This is a genomic window from Bizionia paragorgiae (assembly GCF_900107625.1).
GTDB lineage: Bacteria > Bacteroidota > Bacteroidia > Flavobacteriales > Flavobacteriaceae > Bizionia > Bizionia paragorgiae.
Map to the genome: position 1 here is coordinate 108,712 of NZ_FNQK01000006.1, position 20,239 is coordinate 128,950.

Annotated in this window: 24 protein-coding genes; 13 read left to right on the forward strand and 11 right to left on the reverse strand. The window is 35.6% G+C overall.

Annotated features, from left to right (window positions below):
• Positions 1-41: 41 nt before the first annotated feature.
• Positions 42-740: a Dph6-related ATP pyrophosphatase gene (locus BLV64_RS05730; protein ID WP_092133240.1), complete on the reverse strand. Its 699-nt coding sequence runs from the start codon at positions 738-740 to the stop codon at positions 42-44.
• A gap of 14 nt (positions 741-754) precedes the next feature.
• Positions 755-2,152, reverse strand: coding sequence for a S41 family peptidase (locus BLV64_RS05735; protein WP_092133241.1), 1,398 nt, complete (start codon positions 2,150-2,152; stop codon positions 755-757).
• Positions 2,153-2,295: 143 nt separating this feature from the next.
• Between BLV64_RS05735 and BLV64_RS05740 the strand changes: the two genes are divergently transcribed.
• Genes BLV64_RS05740 through BLV64_RS05755 form a run of 4 tightly spaced genes read left to right on the forward strand, consistent with a single transcriptional unit; the run spans position 2,296 to position 4,460 of the window.
• Positions 2,296-2,805 carry an RNA polymerase sigma factor gene (locus BLV64_RS05740; RefSeq protein WP_092133242.1) on the forward strand — a complete coding sequence of 170 codons (510 nt, stop codon included), beginning with the start codon at positions 2,296-2,298 and terminating at the stop codon, positions 2,803-2,805.
• A complete protein-coding gene (locus tag BLV64_RS05745; protein WP_092133243.1) occupies positions 2,792-3,265 on the forward strand; it encodes a hypothetical protein in 474 nt (157 codons plus the stop codon). The genes BLV64_RS05740 and BLV64_RS05745 overlap by 14 nt, the downstream gene beginning before the upstream one ends.
• 12 nt (positions 3,266-3,277) lie before the next feature.
• Positions 3,278-3,886, forward strand: a complete 609-nt coding sequence (locus BLV64_RS05750; protein ID WP_245705872.1) for a DUF4252 domain-containing protein — start codon at positions 3,278-3,280, stop codon at positions 3,884-3,886.
• Between the two features lie 28 nt (positions 3,887-3,914).
• On the forward strand, positions 3,915-4,460 hold the full coding sequence (locus BLV64_RS05755) for a DUF4252 domain-containing protein (protein ID WP_092133244.1): 546 nt from the start codon (positions 3,915-3,917) through the stop codon (positions 4,458-4,460).
• Positions 4,461-4,549: 89 nt separating this feature from the next.
• Here BLV64_RS05755 and purB read toward each other — a convergent pair whose 3' ends face one another.
• Both purB and BLV64_RS05765 read right to left on the reverse strand, forming a co-directional pair.
• Complete coding sequence (gene purB, locus BLV64_RS05760; RefSeq protein ID WP_092133245.1) at positions 4,550-5,893, reverse strand: adenylosuccinate lyase; 1,344 nt, start codon at positions 5,891-5,893, stop codon at positions 4,550-4,552.
• A gap of 106 nt (positions 5,894-5,999) precedes the next feature.
• A complete protein-coding gene (locus tag BLV64_RS05765; RefSeq protein WP_092133246.1) occupies positions 6,000-6,557 on the reverse strand; it encodes an adenylosuccinate lyase in 558 nt (185 codons plus the stop codon).
• A gap of 38 nt (positions 6,558-6,595) precedes the next feature.
• Here BLV64_RS05765 and BLV64_RS05770 point away from each other — a divergent pair, with 38 nt between their 5' ends.
• Together BLV64_RS05770 and BLV64_RS05775 are read left to right on the forward strand one after the other, a co-directional pair.
• Positions 6,596-7,069 carry a heme-binding domain-containing protein gene (locus BLV64_RS05770; RefSeq protein ID WP_092133247.1) on the forward strand — a complete coding sequence of 158 codons (474 nt, stop codon included), beginning with the start codon at positions 6,596-6,598 and terminating at the stop codon, positions 7,067-7,069.
• A gap of 15 nt (positions 7,070-7,084) precedes the next feature.
• Positions 7,085-8,317, forward strand: coding sequence for a glycosyltransferase family 4 protein (locus BLV64_RS05775; protein WP_092133248.1), 1,233 nt, complete (start codon positions 7,085-7,087; stop codon positions 8,315-8,317).
• A gap of 76 nt (positions 8,318-8,393) precedes the next feature.
• Here the strand turns inward: BLV64_RS05775 and BLV64_RS05780 are convergent, their stop codons facing one another.
• The 3 genes from BLV64_RS05780 to BLV64_RS05790 all read right to left on the reverse strand — a co-directional run bounded on the left by BLV64_RS05780 (position 8,394) and on the right by BLV64_RS05790 (position 12,150).
• Positions 8,394-9,011: a tRNA (guanine-N1)-methyltransferase gene (locus BLV64_RS05780; protein ID WP_092133249.1), complete on the reverse strand. Its 618-nt coding sequence runs from the start codon at positions 9,009-9,011 to the stop codon at positions 8,394-8,396.
• A 141-nt stretch (positions 9,012-9,152) separates the two neighbouring features.
• Positions 9,153-10,601: a glyceraldehyde-3-phosphate dehydrogenase gene (locus BLV64_RS05785; protein WP_092133250.1), complete on the reverse strand. Its 1,449-nt coding sequence runs from the start codon at positions 10,599-10,601 to the stop codon at positions 9,153-9,155.
• 139 nt (positions 10,602-10,740) lie between these two features.
• Positions 10,741-12,150, reverse strand: coding sequence for a trypsin-like peptidase domain-containing protein (locus BLV64_RS05790; protein WP_092133251.1), 1,410 nt, complete (start codon positions 12,148-12,150; stop codon positions 10,741-10,743).
• A 136-nt stretch (positions 12,151-12,286) separates the two neighbouring features.
• Here BLV64_RS05790 and dapF point away from each other — a divergent pair, with 136 nt between their 5' ends.
• The 6 genes from dapF (at position 12,287) to BLV64_RS05815 (ending at position 16,318) form a co-directional block, all read left to right on the forward strand.
• Positions 12,287-13,066, forward strand: coding sequence for a diaminopimelate epimerase (gene dapF / locus BLV64_RS05795; protein ID WP_092133252.1), 780 nt, complete (start codon positions 12,287-12,289; stop codon positions 13,064-13,066).
• Positions 13,060-13,596: a GNAT family N-acetyltransferase gene (locus BLV64_RS05800; protein ID WP_092133253.1), complete on the forward strand. Its 537-nt coding sequence runs from the start codon at positions 13,060-13,062 to the stop codon at positions 13,594-13,596. The genes dapF and BLV64_RS05800 overlap by 7 nt, the downstream gene beginning before the upstream one ends.
• A complete protein-coding gene (mltG, locus tag BLV64_RS05805) occupies positions 13,586-14,629 on the forward strand; it encodes an endolytic transglycosylase MltG (protein WP_092133254.1) in 1,044 nt (347 codons plus the stop codon). The genes BLV64_RS05800 and mltG overlap by 11 nt, the downstream gene beginning before the upstream one ends.
• Positions 14,629-15,138: a DUF2279 domain-containing protein gene (locus BLV64_RS14830; protein ID WP_317042103.1), complete on the forward strand. Its 510-nt coding sequence runs from the start codon at positions 14,629-14,631 to the stop codon at positions 15,136-15,138. Before mltG ends, BLV64_RS14830 begins: the two co-directional genes overlap by 1 nt.
• A gap of 183 nt (positions 15,139-15,321) precedes the next feature.
• The gene (locus tag BLV64_RS14835; RefSeq protein WP_317042104.1) at positions 15,322-15,540 is read left to right on the forward strand and encodes a hypothetical protein; all 219 of its coding nucleotides are present in this window, start codon (positions 15,322-15,324) and stop codon (positions 15,538-15,540) included.
• A 106-nt stretch (positions 15,541-15,646) separates the two neighbouring features.
• Positions 15,647-16,318 carry a peptidoglycan-binding protein LysM gene (locus tag BLV64_RS05815; RefSeq protein ID WP_092133255.1) on the forward strand — a complete coding sequence of 224 codons (672 nt, stop codon included), beginning with the start codon at positions 15,647-15,649 and terminating at the stop codon, positions 16,316-16,318.
• A 3-nt stretch (positions 16,319-16,321) separates the two neighbouring features.
• On the opposite strand, the gene BLV64_RS05820 is transcribed toward BLV64_RS05815, so the two are convergent.
• Genes BLV64_RS05820 through dnaA form a run of 3 tightly spaced genes read right to left on the reverse strand, consistent with a single transcriptional unit; the run spans position 16,322 to position 19,022 of the window.
• Positions 16,322-17,065 carry an SAM-dependent methyltransferase gene (locus BLV64_RS05820; RefSeq protein WP_245705873.1) on the reverse strand — a complete coding sequence of 248 codons (744 nt, stop codon included), beginning with the start codon at positions 17,063-17,065 and terminating at the stop codon, positions 16,322-16,324.
• Between the two features lie 47 nt (positions 17,066-17,112).
• Entirely contained in the window at positions 17,113-17,565 is a 453-nt protein-coding gene (locus BLV64_RS05825) for a low molecular weight protein-tyrosine-phosphatase (protein ID WP_092133256.1), read from the reverse strand.
• Positions 17,566-17,594: 29 nt separating this feature from the next.
• On the reverse strand, positions 17,595-19,022 hold the full coding sequence (gene dnaA / locus BLV64_RS05830; RefSeq protein ID WP_092133257.1) for a chromosomal replication initiator protein DnaA: 1,428 nt from the start codon (positions 19,020-19,022) through the stop codon (positions 17,595-17,597).
• A gap of 183 nt (positions 19,023-19,205) precedes the next feature.
• On the opposite strand from dnaA, the gene BLV64_RS05835 reads away from it, so the two are divergent.
• Positions 19,206-19,610 carry an acyl-CoA thioesterase gene (locus tag BLV64_RS05835; RefSeq protein ID WP_092133258.1) on the forward strand — a complete coding sequence of 135 codons (405 nt, stop codon included), beginning with the start codon at positions 19,206-19,208 and terminating at the stop codon, positions 19,608-19,610.
• Here BLV64_RS05835 and BLV64_RS05840 read toward each other — a convergent pair.
• A complete protein-coding gene (locus tag BLV64_RS05840) occupies positions 19,607-20,227 on the reverse strand; it encodes an IMPACT family protein (RefSeq protein ID WP_092133259.1) in 621 nt (206 codons plus the stop codon). The genes BLV64_RS05835 and BLV64_RS05840 overlap by 4 nt on opposite strands.
• Positions 20,228-20,239 lie beyond the last annotated feature (12 nt).

Genomic DNA, 20,239 nt, shown 5'->3' on the forward strand with positions numbered 1-20,239 from the left:
GTAACTGCTTTGTTCTACCTTGTGTAGGCAAAGCAGTTTTTTTATGATTGTAAATCACAAAACCAAAATCCGGATTTCCCTCCTTTAACATTAGGGGAGTCGTATTCGCGATAGGTTTTTTCTCCAATAGAATAGGCTACAGGTGTTTTAAAAATAGGACCATCGTAGCAAAAGGTATGGAACTCTCCGTTTTCACCGCAAGGGTCAACACCTTCCGGTAACTTTTTAATAAGATCTTTGCTAAGTGTTTGTCCTACAAAATCGTCGTTAAAATATTTTGCATCTGCACAAACTATAACGGCTTTAAAACCTAAATCTAGAAAGGTATTAATAAGTGTTTTAGTGTCCTTTTTCCATAAAGGAAAAATGCCAGTCAGTTCTACTTTTTCTAATTCATTTTCGCGATACTGTTTTAAATCTTCCAAAAAAATATCTCCAAACAAACTATGTGTATACCCTTCATTCTTTAACCGTGTTGTAGTGCGCTTCATTATTTGGTTGTACGCCTCCATCGATGGGTTTTCGGGTAATTCTATAGTTGTACCTTTAATACCAATAGCTTCCGTCTGTGCGTGAAGCAAATTAAGTGGTAAACCGTGCATGGTCACCCGTTGATAGTGTGAGTTTACAGAAGTAACGAGTTCGCTAACATCGAAACGCTCGTCTTTAAGTGTATAATACAACGCAAGGGCAGCATCTTTGCCGCTGCTCCAGTTGCAATAGGTTTTGTGTTTAAACATGAGTACTTATTGTATTAGTCAATGTACATGTCCTTAGAAAACGGTATGAAATCATTACTATCTCCAACGGCTTCAAACGATTTACCTTCAACAGAATGTGATGTTTTATTGGTGTTGGCAATATCATTTAATGCTTCAGCTAAAAGAGGTTCATTCTCATTTCCAAGTACACCTAAGTTATTCAGTTGCTCTTTATATTCTATTACAGGCACTAAACCAGTCGGTGGCACACCTTCATCTAAAACATTTACTGTTTTGGCTACCAAGGGTTGCAGTGCATAGGTATGTCGAGGATCGGCATTGGTACGTCCAAAATCTGGAGAATCATAAAGTGTGATTGAAGCTTGCGATTTTCCTGTTGTAATATCGCCAACTTGTACCACGGTGAGATAAGGTTTTAAACTATTAATCACCATTTCGCTCGCTGAAGCCGAACTTTTTGAGGTTAGGACATAGACTTTATTCAAATTTAAACTATAGCCTTGAGAGCTAAAAGTATAGCTGGTATTATTACTTTGCAATTGGTAGTTGTACTGTAGTTTTGAGAACGTTTCACCGCTAAAGTTCCCGTTGATAAGACTTCCTAATAGCGCCGCGGTGGTTACCGAACCTCCAGAATTATAACGCAAATCGATTACTAAATGCTGCACGGCATTCGCTTTTAAAATTCCAAATGCATTTTTTAGAGATTCATTAAAATTGGCAACGAATCCGTTGTACATTAGGTAGCCCACATTTTCACCTTCCACTTGTAATATAGTCGTTTTATATACAGGGTTTTCAGTATAGGAAACCATGCTTAAATCGACTGTGTTTGGTGTAGGGTCAATACTATCATCATCAGGGTCTGTTGTATTGTTATTATTATAGGCCGCTAAATTTAAGGTAAATGCATATTGATTTAATAAACCTCTGTAATTAGAGACTGTTAATGGAGTGCCGTTAACAGCATAAAATAAATCACCACGTTGTAAGCCTGCACTTTCTGCACTGGTATTTGGTAAAATATAACGCACATAGCCAAAAATAGCATCCGATCCTGAGGCATAACGCACAAGACCATATTCCATACCTGTAGTTGTAGATAGTCCACTAAATAATTGTTCTAATGCTAAATAATCGGTTGTAATCCAACTAAATTTATCCACCGTAGTACGGTTATATATTAAAGTTTCGAAGAGGTCTTGGGGTTGTGTATATTGCGATAAATAACTAGTGTAATCAGGGCGCGATACTTTATCTTCAAGTAAATGAGGTACTTGATCCTTATATAAATAATAAGTATCCATTGCTTTGTAAACAAAATCATTAATGTCGACGGAATCTATAGGTTTATCATCTAAATCTTCGAAACAACTTGTAAACAGAAAGGATATGGCTACAGCAAATAGAATTTTATGGAGGCTTTTCATTATAATAGGTTTCTTTTTCAGTTTAAATGTACTTACTTTTAGTCGGATTAAAAATAAATTGTAACAAAACTGGCATCCAATCGTCGTAATAGTATAGTGCGATAAAAAGCACTGTAAAACAAACCACCAACCAAAGCAAAATAATGACACAGTCCGATTTTTTAACTATTGTGACGCCTTTTAAAGACAAAGTCTTTCGTTTAGCAAAACGATTGCTAGTGTCGACAGAAGAAGCAGAAGATGCGACACAAGAAGTCATGATAAAGCTTTGGAAGAATAAAAAGAATATAAAAAACTATAAGAATGTTGAAGCTTTTTCGATGACCATGACCAAGAATTTTTGTTATGACAAATTAAAATCGAAGCAAGCTCAAAATTTAAAAATAGTTCATAATAATTACGAAGACACGCAAGTAGGTTTACAAAAACAGTTGGAGGACAGTGATAGTTTAGACTGGGTGGGTAAAATAATGAATGGTTTACCTGAGCAGCAAAAACTAATCGTTCAACTTCGTGATATCGAGCAATACGAATTTAAAGAGATTGCACAAATGCTAGATATGAATGAAACCGCAATTCGCGTTGCTTTATCTAGAGCTAGAAAAACTATTAAAGAACAATTAACTAATACACATAATTATGGTATTAAATAATATAGAAAAACTATTAGAAAAATACGATAATGGGGAAACCACATTACAAGAAGAGCAGCAGTTAAAAAACTATTTTTCTCAGGAAACTGTAGCGCCGCACTTGGAAATGTATAAACCTATGTTTGCCTATTTTTCTAAGAGCAGTAAAGAGCAGTTTACCAAGCAGGTGCCTTTAAAAACTAAAAGTAGTTTATACTACAAATGGTTATCTGTTGCAGCGGTAGGTGTTTTAATATTCGGATTTTTCTACAACTCTTCTATAAATAATACTGACGAGTACACGCAAACCGAGAAAGAACTCGCTTACCAACAGGTAAAAGAGTCCTTACATTTTGTGTCTAAACAACTTAATAAAGGAACAGAAAAAGTAAGTTATTTGGGCATAATTAATACAGCCGGAACACAGGTCGACTACTTAAAAGAATTTAACCATCCCTTGCGGAGAATATTTAAAAATTAAAACAAAGAAATCATGAAAACACGTATAAATATAGCATCAATTAAAAAATTAGAAACCATGAAAAAATCAATTGTATTATTCGCTTTAGCCGTTATTTTAATGCCATTAACAGGGTGGGCTCAAAGTGATATATTTTCGAAATATAGCGACAATAGCAGCGTGACTTACGTGTCTATTAAACCAAAAATGTTTCAAATGTTAGCGAAAATGGATATTAATCCTGAAGATGCTGAAGCCAAAGAGTTTATGCAAATGGTGAATAGTATAACTAGTTTTAAAACGCTAGCTACAGACGATAAAACTATTGCTGCCGATGTGTCTAAATGGGTTAAGTCAAGATCAAACGCATTAGAAGAGTTAATGGAAGTTAAAGACAACGGTGTAGTCGTAAAATTCTACGTAAAACAAGGTAAAGACGAAGACCATGTTGCAGAACTTTTAATGTTTGTAAATGGGTTGGAAGCGGTAATGAAAGATAGCGATATCAACATAAATGGACAAAAGCGTAGTTTAGAAACGGTGATAGTTTCCTTTACCGGAGATATTAATTTGAATCACATTTCTAAATTAACGAAAAAATTTGACCTACCAGGTAGTGACGAATTAGAGAAGAAAAAATAATTAACGATTCCGAAAATCACCATCAATCATGAAACATTTCTTTAAATTATTTGCATTAAGCACCTTCTTTTTATTAGCACTTTTTAGTTGTAAAAACGAAGAGTCTATACAAACATACTTTGTAGAGCATCAAGATAAACCCGAGTTTTTAATGATAGATCTCTCTCCTAAAATGATAGATATTTCGCAAACCGAACTCGATGACGAACAACGAAAAGTTTACAATTCGTTTAAAAAGGTTAATGTTTTAGGTTATAAAGCCGATAAAACTGATAAAACGACCTATGCTTCAGAATTAGAGAAAGCGAAAACTGTTTTTAAGAATAAAGAGTATAGTGAATTAATGGAGTTTAGCGATAATGGTATGAAGTTTCAAGTTAATACCATTGGAGAAGGTGAAGAGATTGATGAGTTTATACTTTTAGCAAGCTCAGAAGAAGTTGGTTTCGCTGTGGTTCGCGTTATTGGAGATAATATGCAACCTGAGAAATTAGTGCAACTTATGGAGAAAATGAAAGATGTGGATATCGATAAAAACCAATTAGGTAAAGTTATGGACTATTTTAATAATTAAAGTTTATAGATCATAAAACAAAAAAAAGGATAGCGTGAGCTATCCTTTTTGTATTAAAAGAGTTTCTAATCGAACTCAAAATCTTATTTTTATATTCCTGTATAATTACTTGGTGTAATGGCTTTTAATTCTGTTTTAATAGCATCGCTAACTTCAAGTGTATCTATAAAATTAGCAATCGACGTTTGCGTAATCGCTTCGTTAGTACGTGTTAAACCTTTTAGAGCTTCATACGGGTTTGGGTACCCTTCACGACGCAATATGGTTTGGATCGCTTCGGCCACAACTGCCCAGTTATTTTCTAGATCGGCAGCAAATTTACTTTCATTTAAAAGCAATTTATCCAATCCTTTTAGGGTAGAGGCAAATCCGATTAACGTATGTCCAAAAGGCACACCTACATTACGTAATACCGTACTATCTGTTAAATCACGTTGTAAACGAGAAATTGGTAATTTTGCCGATAAATGCTCGAAAATAGCATTTGCAAGTCCTAAGTTTCCTTCGCTATTTTCAAAATCGATAGGATTTACTTTGTGTGGCATTGCGCTACTTCCAACTTCACCTGCTTTAATTTTTTGTTTAAAATAATCCATAGACACATACGTCCAGATATCTCTATCTAAATCTATAAGTATCGTGTTTATACGTTTTAAACAATCAAACAAAGCCGCCATATGGTCGTAATGCTCAATTTGAGTCGTTGGAAATGAGTGGTATAATCCTAATTTATCGTGTACAAAGGCACTTCCAAATGCTTTCCAGTCTATAGACGGGTAAGCTACTTTATGTGCGTTGTAATTTCCTGTTGCTCCACCAAATTTAGCGGCACTTGGGATATCGTTTAATAAGTTAAACTGCTCTTCTAAACGTACAACAAAGACTTCAATCTCTTTCCCTAAACGCGTAGGAGAAGCCGGTTGCCCGTGAGTTCTAGCTAGCATAGGTACATTTGCCCATTCTTTAGCTAGTTCTTTTAAACGGTTTAATAATTTACTGTATTCTGGTACATAAGCCGCGTTCATTGCGTCTTTAATACTTAGTGGAACCGCGGTGTTATTGATATCTTGAGATGTTAATCCGAAGTGGATAAACTCTTTGTATGCCGAAAGGTCTAAGGCGTCAAACTTTTCTTTAATAAAGTACTCAACCGCTTTAACATCGTGGTTGGTTACACTTTCAATTTTCTTAATCGCTAGAGCGTCTTCCGAAGAAAAGTTTTTATAAATCGCTCTTAAGTCTTCAAAACGAGAACTATCAACTCCTTTTAGCTGCGGTAAAGGCTGCTCACAAAGGGCGATAAAATATTCTACTTCTACTAAAACGCGGTACTTTATTAGTGCCTCCTCAGAGAAATAAAGCGTTAAATTGTCAATTTTGTTTCTATAACGGCCATCTATTGGTGAAATGGCATTTAATGTAGATAATAACATAGTGTTAGTGTGTTGTTTTTGAAAAAAAACAAAGATAGCTTTTTTGTGTGATGATTAGCGATTGTATTTTTATGTATTTACAAAAAATATACTATTTATAGTCGCTCTATATTTTTTTTAGAATGTGTCGTGCTCGGGCTTTAAACCCTGAGCTTTGCATCTGATAGTCGCGTTCTAAGATACCGCGTAACTCTGGATGTATCCAAGTATTGTCCGAACCAAGTAAAAACAAGCAATTCATAGCATAGGCTTTTGGGGCTACCTTGTTCTCGTTTATCATCCAATCAAAACACGATGCAATAATCTTTTCTTTGTGAGATTCCGTTAGTTTTTGCCTCACTTGTGATTGGGGCTGGTTGTAATATGTTGTAACCAGGTATTCACAAACTTTAGCGACAGGGCGTATTGCCGAATCGCGATGTACGGTATGTAATTGGTTTGTAAATGTATCCAAATAGGGTAGGGAGGCTTCTAGTTTTTTACTGCACATAAACTCGAATACCCAGGCAGCACGACACGATATAGGATCGTTAACCTGAAATAAAATATCGAGAAGTAAAGGTACTAAATCGGTGTTGTCAATAACAAGGTTGGCATAGTATTGTCGTTTTTCTCTGGAATGATTTACGTAATTTAATTCGTTGTAGAGTTGCTGTGGTGTCACTAGTTTTTATACTTTTGATGTCTAATGTAATCAAATATATGAAACTACTTAAGAACATAGTATTCGCTTTTTTACTGTTATTTGGTATCGCTCAGTTTTTCGGCCCAGAAAAAAATGAAGGTAGCTTAGAGTCGGTAAATGCTTTTTTAGCGGAAACTAATCCGCCTGAAAACGTCAAGGCTATTTTACAAGAATCTTGTTTTGACTGCCACAGTAATTCAACACGGTACCCATGGTATAATAATATTACCCCTATTAACTATTGGTTAGCAGACCATGTTAAAGATGGGAAAAAACACTTGGATTTTTCTAATTGGGAGGGGAACTCAGTCAAACGAAAAGATCATAAGATGGAAGAGCTTATCGAAATGGTAGAGCAAAAGGAGATGCCATTACCAAGCTATACGTACACACATATTGAGGCGGAATTAAGCGATGCTCAAATTCAAGCGGTTATCGATTGGGCTAATCAGGTACGCTTAGGCTACGCTTTAGTGCCGATGCCGGAATAGTATAAATCACTGATTTTGAAAAAAAACGTCCTTATTATCGGTTTTGTATGGCCAGAGCCTAAAAGTTCGGCTGCAGGAAGTCGGATGATGCAGTTAATTAATGTGTTTCAAGCGCAGGGGTACGTGGTGACCTTTGCTACCTCTTGTGCAAAAAGTGATCAGGCCTTCGATTTAAAAAGTATCGGGGTTAAAACCGTTGCAATAACTCTTAACTGTGGTAGTTTTGATGTTTTTATTTCTGAGCTGAGCCCTGAAATTGTGGTCTTTGACAGGTTTAATGTCGAAGAGCAATTTGGATGGCGCGTTGCCGAGCAGTGCCCAAATGCGCTCCGGGTTTTAGATACTGAAGACCTTCATGCTTTACGTCGTGGTCGTCATCAAGCGTTTAAGGATCAGAAAGAATTTAATAGAACGTATTTATTTAATGATACGGCAAAACGTGAAATCGCAAGTATATACCGTTGCGATTTAACTTTGATCATCTCTGAAGCTGAAATGACGCTGTTAAAAGAGCAATTTAAAGTCGATGAGCGCCTGCTGTTATACTTGCCCTTTATGATAGATCCCGTTTCTGTTGACACACAACAGCAACTTCCAGGGTTTTTAACTCGTGAACATTTTGTAACTATAGGAAACTTTCTACATGAGCCTAATTACAATTCTATATTATATTTAAAGGAAAGCATTTGGCCCTTAATAAGACAGAAATTACCCAAAGCAGAAATGCATATGTATGGTGCTTATGCCACTCAAAAAGTAACGCAGCTTCATAACAAAAAAGAGGGGTTTGTAATAAAAGGATTTGCCGAGAATGCTAATACAGTAATGCAAAATGCTAAAGTGTGTTTGGCACCATTGCGATTTGGAGCCGGTTTAAAAGGGAAAATTGTTGATGCTATGGTTAGTGGGACACCTTGTGTAACGACAACAATTGGAGCAGAGGGGCTTTACGGACAATTACCTCCCAATGGGTTTATTTCTGATTCTCCGGAGACCTTTGCGGAGCATGCTATAGAATTATATACCAACGAGGCGCAATGGAATGCCCTACAAGATAACGGCTTTAAAGTCATTAATACCCGCTTTCAAAAGGTGGAGTTTGAAACCGTGTTTAGTAATAGGCTGCAGTCTTTATTGTTAAACTTAGATAGCCATAGGCAAGATAATTTTATAGGACAAGTCCTTATGCATCATACGCTTCAGAGTACGAAGTATATGAGTAAATGGATTGAAGCCAAAAATAAATAATTGCCTGAGCTTTAAAAATAAAAAACCACCTATAACACGAAATTATAGGAGGTTTTTTTATGGAATATAACAGTGTTTATTTACTGTTTTTATGTTTGTTTAATTCGTCTTGTAACTGACGACGCACTTTTTGTTCGCGTTCTAGTGCCACACGTCGGTGATCTTCAAATTCTTCTTCGGTTTCTGCAAGCGCTTTTCTGGCTTCCTTAGTTACTGTATTACTGTTTTTAAATTTGTAAATAAATAACAATAGTAAGGCTAATAAAGCTCCAATAACAGACCATAGGAGGGTGTTATACCCCGATTTGCTCATTTGCAATCCGAAAAGGGACATGCTGTCTTTCTCCAAATTAGTTTCCTCTAAGGACTCTTGCGTATTTGTTAAGCTTGATTTTAGCTTCGCAATTTCTTGACTTTGAGTGTCTACAATATTCTGAGTATTGACCAGGTTTTTATTAATGGCTTTTAAAGAGTCTAACGTATGTGCTTTTAACGCATATAGCCATGTTTTCTTTACAACCTTATAATCTTGATAGTTGTTTGAACGTTGAATAACAAACTCAAATTGATTGTCTAAAGTGCCGCTATTTAAAGACAATTTTTCCTCTTCTTCCGTTATTTTTTGCTGGGCGTTTGTTTGATGTGATAAGTTGAAAATAATAAGAAATACAACTAGTATCTTGTAGTTATTCATTTTTAAAAATTAAAATAGTTATCAATACCGCTAAGGTATAAAATAAAGTTTATTGAGTTTATTTAAAGGTAATAAAAAGCCTCACTAAAAGTGAGGCTAATGTATATACGTTAAACATCTATAATTTGGATGTTTTACTTATTAGTAATATGTAAAACGTCTTACTTTAGCGATGTATTTCGCTAAACGAATCACTTGGTGACTGTAACCATATTCGTTATCATACCAAATGTAAAGGACAGCGTTTTTACCATCAGCGCGTACAATTGTAGCTTTACTATCGTAAATAGCAGGAGCAGAGCTTCCAACGATATCGCTAGATACTAATTCGTCGCTCATTTCATATTTAATTTGCTCTACTAAATCACCTTCTAAAGCGTATTTTTTTAGAGTTGCATTAATGCTTTCAATGCTTGCTTCAGAATCTAGTTCTAAGTTTAGAATTGCTAAAGAACCATTAGGTACAGGAACACGGATAGCGTTAGATGTTAATTTTCCTTCAAAACTTGGTAAAGCTTTACTTACAGCTTTTCCTGCTCCAGTTTCAGTAATTACCATGTTTAATGCAGCGGCACGACCACGACGGTATTTACTATGGAAGTTATCTACTAAGTTCTGGTCATTAGTATAAGCATGAATGGTTTCTAAGTGACCACTTTTTACTCCGTATGTATCTTCAATAGCCTTTAAGATAGGCGTAATAGCATTTGTAGTACAAGAGGCTGCCGAGAAAATATCAACTTCATCAGGGTTATGCTCTAAATGGTTAACACCGTGAACAATGTTTGGTACTCCTTTTCCTGGTGCCGTTAATAAGACTTTATCTGCTCCTTTAGAAGCTAATAAACGACTTAAAGCGTCTTTGTCTCTGAATACACCTGTGTTATCAATAATTAAAGCATCATTTATACCGTATTGTGTGTAGTCGATGTCTTCAGGTTGATTTGCCGAGATAATTCTTACGGTTGTACCGTTAATAATTAAGGATTCATTTTCTAAATCAATACCTACCGTTCCAGGGAAATCTCCATGAACAGAATCGTTGCGTAATAAAGATGCTCTTTTTTCTAAAACCGTAGCGTTAATTGCACCACGTGTTACAATAGCTCTAAGACGTAATTGACTTCCTTTTCCTGTTTTAGTCATTAACTCTCTAGCGACTAAACGACCAATTCTACCAAATCCGTATAAAACAACATCTTTTGGAGTTATTGCCTCGTATTCGTTAGCGTCTTTTAGTTTACTCGCTACAAACGCCATAGCGTTGCTAAAGTTTTTCTCTTCTAAATGGTACTCGTAAGTTAATTTACCAATGTCCAACTTTGCTGGTGGTACATCTAACGTTTTTATAGCTTCAGCTATTTCTACCGAATCAAAGACAGAGATTGGTTTTTGAACAAACTCTCCTGCATATTCGTGCAAATTTAAAATTTCGCTGACGTTTCTATCGATAAGTTGATTTCTAAAAAGAACTAACTCAATAGATTTGTCGTACCAAAGGTCGCTTACAATTTTAATAAATTCTACAGTTGCTCTACGTCTGTCTGCTTGAAAGGCTAATTCGCTTTCGTAAGTTTCGTTAACTGGCATCTTTTAAAGTGTTTAGTGTGTTGTTTTAATTTTTGCAAAAATAGAGATTTTTAAGGTTTATTGGAAACTTTTTAACTAAAAAAACAAAAGCACTTTATGGTCTATAAAGTGCTTTCGTAAATGTTGTTTTAAAATGGATTTATCGCAAGCCATATCGCGTTTTTTCACCTTTAGAATTTATAATTTCTATACTTAGTGGTTGATATGGATTCCTGTTGGCAATAATGGTTTGTACTTCTTCTATACTATTGACCTTTGTGTTATTTATTGCTGTAATAATATTGCCTTCACTCACGCCATCACGTCTAAAGTAATCGGCATATTGACTATTTAATTTTACAATCTTTACACCTTCTTTTAACTTGTAAGGACGTAAGTCTTTTGGTTTCGCTTCTTTTATAATTCCGATATTAGGAATTGTAAAAGTGTTGTTCTTTAATAAGGTAACATCTGTCTGTTTAGTTTTACCGTTTCTTAAGAAAGTAATATGCACTACATCGTCAGGTCGTTTTGTATCTAAATACCCTCTTAAATCAGAGAACTTAGAGATTTTAACATTGTCGATATTTTTTATAATATCACCTTGTTTTAAACCTGCTGCCTCTGCGCCACTATCTTCTTCTACGGCATCTACATAAAAGCCTTCAGTTTCGTCTACACCAAGCTTCTCTGCAGCCATACTATTTAACGTGCCTCCTGTGACCCCTAGAATACCATTTTGAACGTTTCCATATTCCATGATATCCTCTACCACTTTTCGAGCAATATTACTCGGAACAGCAAACGAATAGCCAATATAAGATCCTGTTTGAGAACTAATAGCCGTATTTATTCCTATAAGTTCCCCATGGGTATTTACTAATGCACCACCTGAGTTCCCAGGGTTAACCGCAGCGTCGGTTTGAATAAAGGACTGCTGACTTTTACCTGTTAAATCTCTAGATTTAGCACTAATAATTCCGGCAGTAACCGTCGAGGTTAAGTTAAAAGGATTTCCTACAGCTAAAACCCATTCGCCAATTTTAGCTTGATTACTGTCACCAAAAGTGACGTAAGGTAGTTCTTCATCGGTTTCTACCTTTAATAAAGCAATATCCGTTTTGGGATCTGTTCCTATTATTTCTGCATCTAAGGTTTTGTTATCATTAAGGGTTATACTTAATTTCTCCGACCCGTCAATAACGTGATTATTGGTAATGATGTAGCCGTCTGGTGAAATAATAACTCCACTACCAGTTCCCAATTGACGACGCTGTGGGACACGTCCCATAAACAAATCCTCTATTGTAGGCTGTCCGGTATTTAAAGAGATGTTTTTAACATGGACCACTGCATGTACTGTTTTTTCTGCCGCAGAAGTGAAATCGATGTCTTCGGCTGCAGCTAAAGTACTAGATTGATTGGTATAATTAACCGGTGTAAATACTGGCTTTTGTGGCTCGGCTTGTAGAGTCAAACTCTGATCTTTTTCTAAAAAGGTTTTATAAGCTCCTAGGGTAATTGCTCCTCCTAAAACTGAAACTAAAACCAATGTTAAAATCTTTTTCATTTTGTATATTAGTTTAGAATTAATAGAATAACGATTAAAATTAATTATTTATTGAATCTGTAATTTAACTTTAACGCCCATTTAACACCAAAAATAATTATCGAAAACCCTATATTTGCCATACTAAATAAGTAAAATGGCACACATATTTTATAAATATCAAGGCACAGGAAATGATTTTGTGTTTTTTGATAATAGGCAACTTACTTTCAGCAAAAACGATACCAATTTAATCGCTAGATTATGCGACCGACGCTTTGGCATAGGTGCCGATGGCCTAATTTTGTTGGAGAATGATGAAACTACCGATTTTAAGATGGTATATTATAATGCCGACGGAAATGAGAGTAGTATGTGTGGTAATGGCGGACGCTGTATTGTAGCTTTTGCTAAGTTTTTAAAAATTATCGAAGATAAAACCACATTTATGGCTGTCGACGGTCTTCATGAAGCTATAATTACAAATGAAACCGTTGCATTAAAAATGCAAGATGTTGAGGGGATTACTAGAGGAGAATCGTATAGCTTTTTAAATACGGGATCACCACATCACGTAACCTGCGTTAACGATGTGAAATCTGTAAATGTAAAAGAGGAAGGTGCTAAAATACGTTATGGCACTCCTTATAATGAAGCGGGGACTAATGTTAATTTTGTAACTCGAATTAAAGACAACCACTTTATGGTGAGAACTTATGAACGTGGAGTAGAAGATGAAACCTTGTCTTGTGGAACCGGTGTCACGGCTGTTGCTTTAGCCATGTACGATCAAAACAATACAAATGCCTCTACAGTACTCTTAGAAACCCAAGGTGGTAACTTAGAAGTCTCCTTTACTAAAACAGATGGGAAATACACCAATATTTGGCTTAAAGGACCAGCACAACAAGTTTTTAAAGGAGAAATACAATGCTAACCTTACACGGCGAAAATATATACTTACGGGCCTTAGAACCTGAAGATTTGGAATTTATCTACGCGATAGAGAACGATGAATCTATATGGGAAATTAGCGCGACCATAACGCCGTATTCACGGTATTTAATTAAACAATACCTTGAAAATGCACATCAAGATATTTATGAAGCCAAGCAATTGCGATTGGTGATCTGTAATACGGATGATGATGAGGTTTTGGGACTCATAGACCTGTTTGATTTTGATGTAAAAAATAAACGCGCAGGTATTGGCATTTTATTACAACACGCAGAGAATAGGAATAAAGGCTATGGAAAAGAAGCTTTAAAACTCTTGTGTAATTACTGTTTTACGCATTTAGATCTTCACCAATTATATTGTAATATATCTGAAGATAATACGGCTAGCCTTAAATTATTTTCCAACCAAGGATTCCAAGAAGTCGGTTTAAAAAAAGACTGGAGTTACTTTAATGGAAGCTTTAAAAATGAATATCTATACCAATTAATCAATACGAATGTACATTAAAAAAATCCTTGTAGCCATTGTTATTATTGGCCTTTTTGTAGCAAGTTACTTTGCTTATTTTGTTTATAACGCCATGTTTGTGCCGAATACTAATTTCGAAGAGCCTGAAATATATGTATATATACCTACCAATGCGAGATATACCGATGTAAGAGAACAGTTAAAACCGCTGTTGAAAGATATCGATGGATTTGATGCATTGGCTGCCCGTAAAAAATACACTTCTCATATTAGAGCGGGGCGTTTTGTAATTAAAAAGGGTATGAATAACAACGCGATTATAAATACCATACGCAGTAAAAACAAACCGTTGCAATTAGCCTTTAATAATCAGGAAACCATTGAGAAATTAGCAGGCCGTATCGCTTCACAAATTGAGCCGGATAGTTTAGCATTATTACAAGCGATGACTGATGAGGGATTTGCAGCTAAAAATGGATTTGATACAAAAAACAGATTAGGGATGTACATTCCTAATAGTTATGAGTTTTTCTGGAATACATCGGCTGAAGATTTTAGAAATCGCATGTTAAAAGAATACAATCGCTTTTGGAATGATTCAAGAACTAAAAAAGCGGAAGCATTAAACTTAACACGCGATGAGGTAATGACTTTAGCGTCTATTGTTCATGAAGAATCAAAACAAGCTAGCGAGCAACCGCGAATTGCTGGAGTGTACTTAAACCGTATCCGAATTGGTATGCCATTACAGGCCGATCCGACATTAAAATTTGCCGCTTATCAGTTACCCGAGTATAAGAACACCATTATAAAACGTGTATTAAATAAGCATAAGGATATCGATTCACCATATAATACGTATCAAAATAGAGGTTTACCTCCTGGGCTTATCGCTATGCCAGACGTATCGGCTATCGATGCTGTTTTAAATCCTGAAAAGCATAGCTATTTGTATTTTGCTGCCGATGCCAAGCGCTTAGGGTTTCATAAGTTTGCTAAAACCTTAGCTCAGCACAATAAAAATGCTCAAGATTATCACCGATACTTGTCGGCTCAAGGAATCAATAAATAATGCGTTATCGGGTCTTAATATTTTTATGCGTTGTATTACAGGCCACCGCTATAAGTGCACAATCTAAGCTTGACTCTTTTTTAACCCCTAGCGATACGCTCCATATACCAAGACGAAATGCAGTTGTTGTTACCCAAGCTTCGCTTGGTGCTGTAACTTTAATTGGATTAAATACTTTGTGGTATAGTGAGCATAAACAATCTAAGTTTCATACCATAGACGATAGTAGTGAGTGGTTTCAATTGGATAAAATGGGACATGCGTACAGTGGTTATCAATTGGCATGTTTAGGTGCAGCGTCTTTAAAGTGGAGTGGTGCCGATAAAAAACAGCAATTACTTTACGGAGGAACCTTAGGATTTTCTTTTTTAACAGCTGTAGAGCTTATGGATGGTTTCTCTCAAGAATGGGGGTTTTCTTGGAGCGATTTCACGGCAAATACCGTAGGCGCTGGCTTGTATATTGGTCAGGAGTTGTTATGGGATGAGCAGCGCATTGCCTTAAAATAGTCTTTCCATCAAACGGAATACGCCAATTTAAACCCCAATAAGCTAGGGCGTGGATTAACCGAAGAGTTTTTAAAAGATTATAACGGACAAACCTATTGGTTAAGTGTTAACCTACACTCGTTTTTTAAGGATAGCACACTGCCAAAATGGTTAAATGTAGCTTTTGGTTACGGAGCTCAAGGCATGTTGTCCGGAACACATACTGTTCAACTTGAACACGGATTTCATCAAAACCGTTACGCAGAGTATTATTTTAGTTTAGACCTTGATTTGACTAAAATTGAGTCAAAATCGGCTTTTATTCGTACACTTTTAAGTGTTTTTAATAGTATTAAGATTCCTTTTCCAACTCTTGAAATGTCTTCTGAAAAAGGTGTGAAACTCCACGCTTTTTACTTTTAACATACTTTAACACTCTGTATATCAGTATATTTAAAAAAGTTGTATATTTGCACTCGGAAATTTTAGGCACGCTTATTGAATATAGTGTCTGAAAAAATCTAAACAAATGAATAAAAAAAATAGTGCAAAGTTTTTATTATTAGCAATAACAATAAGCGCATTAGCAGCATTTTCAGTTTCTCCTAAAATAGATACAGAAATTGATATGTCAAACTATTCTACAAAGGGATTAGAACTTGATTACACGGTTTCTATTCCTGACTCTACTACTTTAGCTTTTGCTAATATTAAAGAAAAAACATTTAGTCCTAAGTTAGGAAAATCGTTTTTGGGCTTTAAGGAAGCCTTAGGTTTTAAAGAATCTCAAAACAACTATTTTACTGTAAATTCTTTGGGTTACCTAGGGAAGTATCAATTTGGAAGAAGCACATTAGCTCTTATCGGTATCAATAACACGACCGAGTTTTTAAATACCCCTGAACTTCAAGAAAAAGCTTTTATAGCCTTGACTTCTCGTAATAAGTGGGTGTTAAGAAATGACATCAAGCGATTTGTTGGTAAACGTATCAATGGAATTACTATTACTGAGTCTGGTATTTTAGCTGCGGCTCATTTAGCAGGACCAGGCGGTGTAAAGAAATATCTAAGAAGCTATGGTGCTACAGGATTTTCTGATGCTTATGGAACGTCTATTGGGTCTTATATGAAACGTTTTTCAGGTTACGATACCTCGGTGATTAAACCCAATAAAAAAGCTAAAGTAAAATTACAAGCGTAAGTTTTAACTTTTATGAATTATAAATAACGTTGGTCTTTTATGAAGGTCAACGTTATTTTTTTTCCATTCGTTTACCGTTAAGGTTCTAATGTATTCTGTTGGTAATGTGATATCACAAGCCACGCAAACCGAAGTGTTGCCGGTTAAATAAGCACATAAATCTTCTAGCATCTTATTGTTACGGTAAGGTGTTTCTATAAAGGATTGAGATTGATTATGCTCGAAAGACAGGCGTTCTAAGCGTTTTATTTCTTGCTTACGTTCCCCTTTATCTATGGGTAAATAGCCATTAAACGCAAAACTCTGTCCGTTCATTCCAGAACTCATCATGGCTAGTAATATAGATGATGGTCCGACTAATGGCACGACCTTTAAGTTTCTTTGATGTGCGATCTTAACAATGTCTGCACCCGGGTCGGCAACACCAGGACAACCAGCTTCCGACAATAGTCCCACGTGTTCTCCGTCTTCACAAGGTAGTAAGTAGCTTGGTAAATCACTACTATCGGTGAATTTGTTTAAAGGAAATAACTTTAAACTCGACTGCTCTTTCTCGGGGCATATTTTTTTTATAAATCGCCTTGCTGTTTTTTCATTTTCAACAATAAAAGTAGAGAGCGTTTCAATGGTGTTCTTAACCGTTATCGGTAATACGTTTAGTGGCTCGGTGTCGCCTAAAGTTGTTGGAATAAGGTATAGTGATCCTTTTTGCATGGCAGATTTTTCTAGATTTTCTATCGGTCGCATTACTGTTTCCCGATAAAGATAAGTGGCTTTTTCTTATATAGAACGGTTTAGCCTTTTAATTTTTTGGCAAGACTATCGCAAGCGTTATTTAGTAAATTATAAACATCTAAAAACCCTGAGTCTCCACCGTAATACGGATCTGGAACGTCCAGATTTTGATTGGGGTGACTTTCGTTTAATATGAGTTTAACTTTTGAGATGTCTTTAGGGTTACGCGCACATTTGATGATGTTTTCGTAATTAGAATTATCCATGGCGTAGATGTAATCGAAAGTGTCAAAATCTTCCACTTTAAATTGTCGTCCGCGTTGATTGGAGATGTCTAATCCGAATTCCTTAGCAATGGCAATCGATCTAGGGTCTGGCTTACTACCTATGTGGTAATTGCTTGTGGCAGCCGAATCAACCATGTAATTCTCGTCTAATTTTGATTCTAAGATACCCTGAGCTAGTGGTGAGCGACAGATATTTCCGAGGCAAACCATAAGTATTTTAGTCATATCAATTGCGGGAAGCCCGTGAGTTTAGATTATACAGATAATTTTTTCGTAAGGTCTTCGACGTACTTTTTAAATTGTTTGTCGGTAGCCGATAAATTGTCTACCGTTTTACAAGCGTGTAATACCGTAGCGTGATCTCGTTTTCCTATTTGTGAACCAATACTCGCTAAGGAAGCTTTAGTTAATTTTTTAGCAAAAAACATAGCTAACTGGCGCGCTTGTACAATATGGCGTTTACGTGTTTTAGACTGTAGTGTGTCGACATCCATTTGAAAATAATCTGAAACGATTTTCTGAATGTAATCGATAGATACTTCACGTTTAGTGTTCTTAACAAATTTTTCAACAACTTGTTTTGCCAACTCTATATTAATCTCTTTTTTATTGAAAGACGATTGTGCAATTAATGAAATAATAGCACCTTCTAACTCACGAATATTAGATTTAATATGTTTAGCTACGTATTCGATAATATCATCTGGCATCTCCACGCCATCGCGATACAGTTTGTTTTTAAGAATAGATACACGTGTTTCAAAATCTGGAGTTTGTAACTCTGCAGATAATCCCCATTTAAAACGAGAGAGTAAACGCTGTTCTATGTCCTGCATGTCTACAGGAGCTTTATCACTCGTTAAAATAACTTGCTTACCATTTTGGTGTAAGTGGTTAAAAATATGGAAGAAAACATCTTGAGTTCCTGATTTTCCAGAAAGGAACTGTACATCATCAATAACGAGTACATCTATTAACTGATAAAAATGAATAAAATCATTTCTGTTGTTCTTCTTTACCGAATCAATATACTGCTGCGTGAATTTTTCTGCAGAAATATAAAGCACTGTTTTTTCCGGATATTTATCTTTGATATCCACACCAATAGCATGGGCTAAGTGTGTTTTACCTAAACCAACACCACCGAAAATTAATAAGGGGTTGAAAGAAGTTCCTCCTGGTTTAGCAGATACTGCTAAACCCGCACTACGTGCTAATCTATTCGAATCACCTTCTAGGAAGTTCTCGAAATTATAATTAGGATTAAGTTGAGAGTCTATTTTAACATTGCGAATCCCTGGAATAACAAAAGGGTTTCGTAATTGAGGGTTTTTATTATTTAAAGGGACATCAATATCTTGAGATTTAACTGCCGATCGATTAGAACTAGGAATACGCTCTGTAAACGGTTGCTTATTACCGTAAGTGTTTTCCATTTTTATAATGTAAACCAATTTAGCGTTCTCACCTAATTCTTTTCTTAGTGCTACTTTAAGGATCTTTACATAATGCTCCTCTAACCATTCGTAAAAGAATTTACTAGGTACTTGTACACTTAAGGCGTTATCACTCAGTTTTACCGCCACGATAGGTTCAAACCATGTTTTATAAGCTTGTGGTTGAATATTGTCCTGAATAAAATTAAGACAGTTGTTCCAGACCGATTGCGCAGTAATACTCATTATTGATTAAAAGGTATTTTAAAATTAGTTATTATAGACCGCATTTGTTGAAAAAAGGGTCCTTTTTATAGCGTGACAAATATGTGAACAAAATTCTAAAAAAAAAAATCATTTGCTATTGATTATTCAGTTTTTTTTCCTCATGTTGGACACGGATTCCAAACTACAAAAAATATTCCAATTATGAATGGTAAAAGTCACGAAGTTAAAATAAAAGTGCGATACGCAGAAACCGATCAAATGGGGGTCGTTCATCACGGAAATTACGCATTATATCTAGAAGTAGCGCGAATTGAGTGGTTAAGCGCACTTGGAATATCTTATAAAAAAATGGAGGAAGATGGTATTGGGTTGCCGGTCGTTTCATTGCAAATAAATTATAAGAAATCAGCCTATTATGATGACGTCTTAACCGTTAAAACCACACTTGCTAAAGCGCCGTCAGTGAGTGTAGAATTTGACTATGAAATTGTTAATAACACGGGTGAAATTATAGCTACAGCAAAAACAATTTTGGCATTTATAGATATGACCAAAAACAGACCAACGCGTCCCCCTAAATTTTTTCTTGAGGCTCTTAAAAATTAATCCGTTAATTCCTTAATTGATACTTCGTAAATGCTATTAAAAGAAGCTTTTACTTTCTCGGCTTCTTTTTTTCGTACCGAAATGGTGATTTGACAATCCAGTTCTAGCTTTTGGCTTACAATAGTTATGTTTTTCTCTTTTATAATACGCATGACTTTATTCATGTTTTTATAATCGAAAGCCACAAGGTATTCTATGTTTATGGTCTTTGTTTTTATTTTCGAGGCTTCCAAGGCTAGTTGTGCGCCTGTTCGATATGCCGTGATTAAGCCACCAACTCCAAGTTTTACGCCTCCAAAATAACGGATAACAGCAATAAGTATATTGGTTACATCGTACGATTGAATTTGTCCGTAAATGGGCATGCCGGCACTATTGTTAGGTTCGCCGTCATCGTTTGCTCGGTATTTTAGAGTGTCAGGATGCGTTCCTATTTGATAGGCATAACAGCAATGATTCGCCGAACTATGTTGTTTTCTAAGGGTTTCAAGTGCCTCCTTTACTTCATCTTCGTTTTTTACAGGAAAAGCATAACTATAAAACTTGCTATTCTTTTCTTTAAATAGTGTTTCTTCCGAAGGTTTTGTAATCGTTTTATAAGTGTCTGAAGTACTCAATGGTCTAAAAAT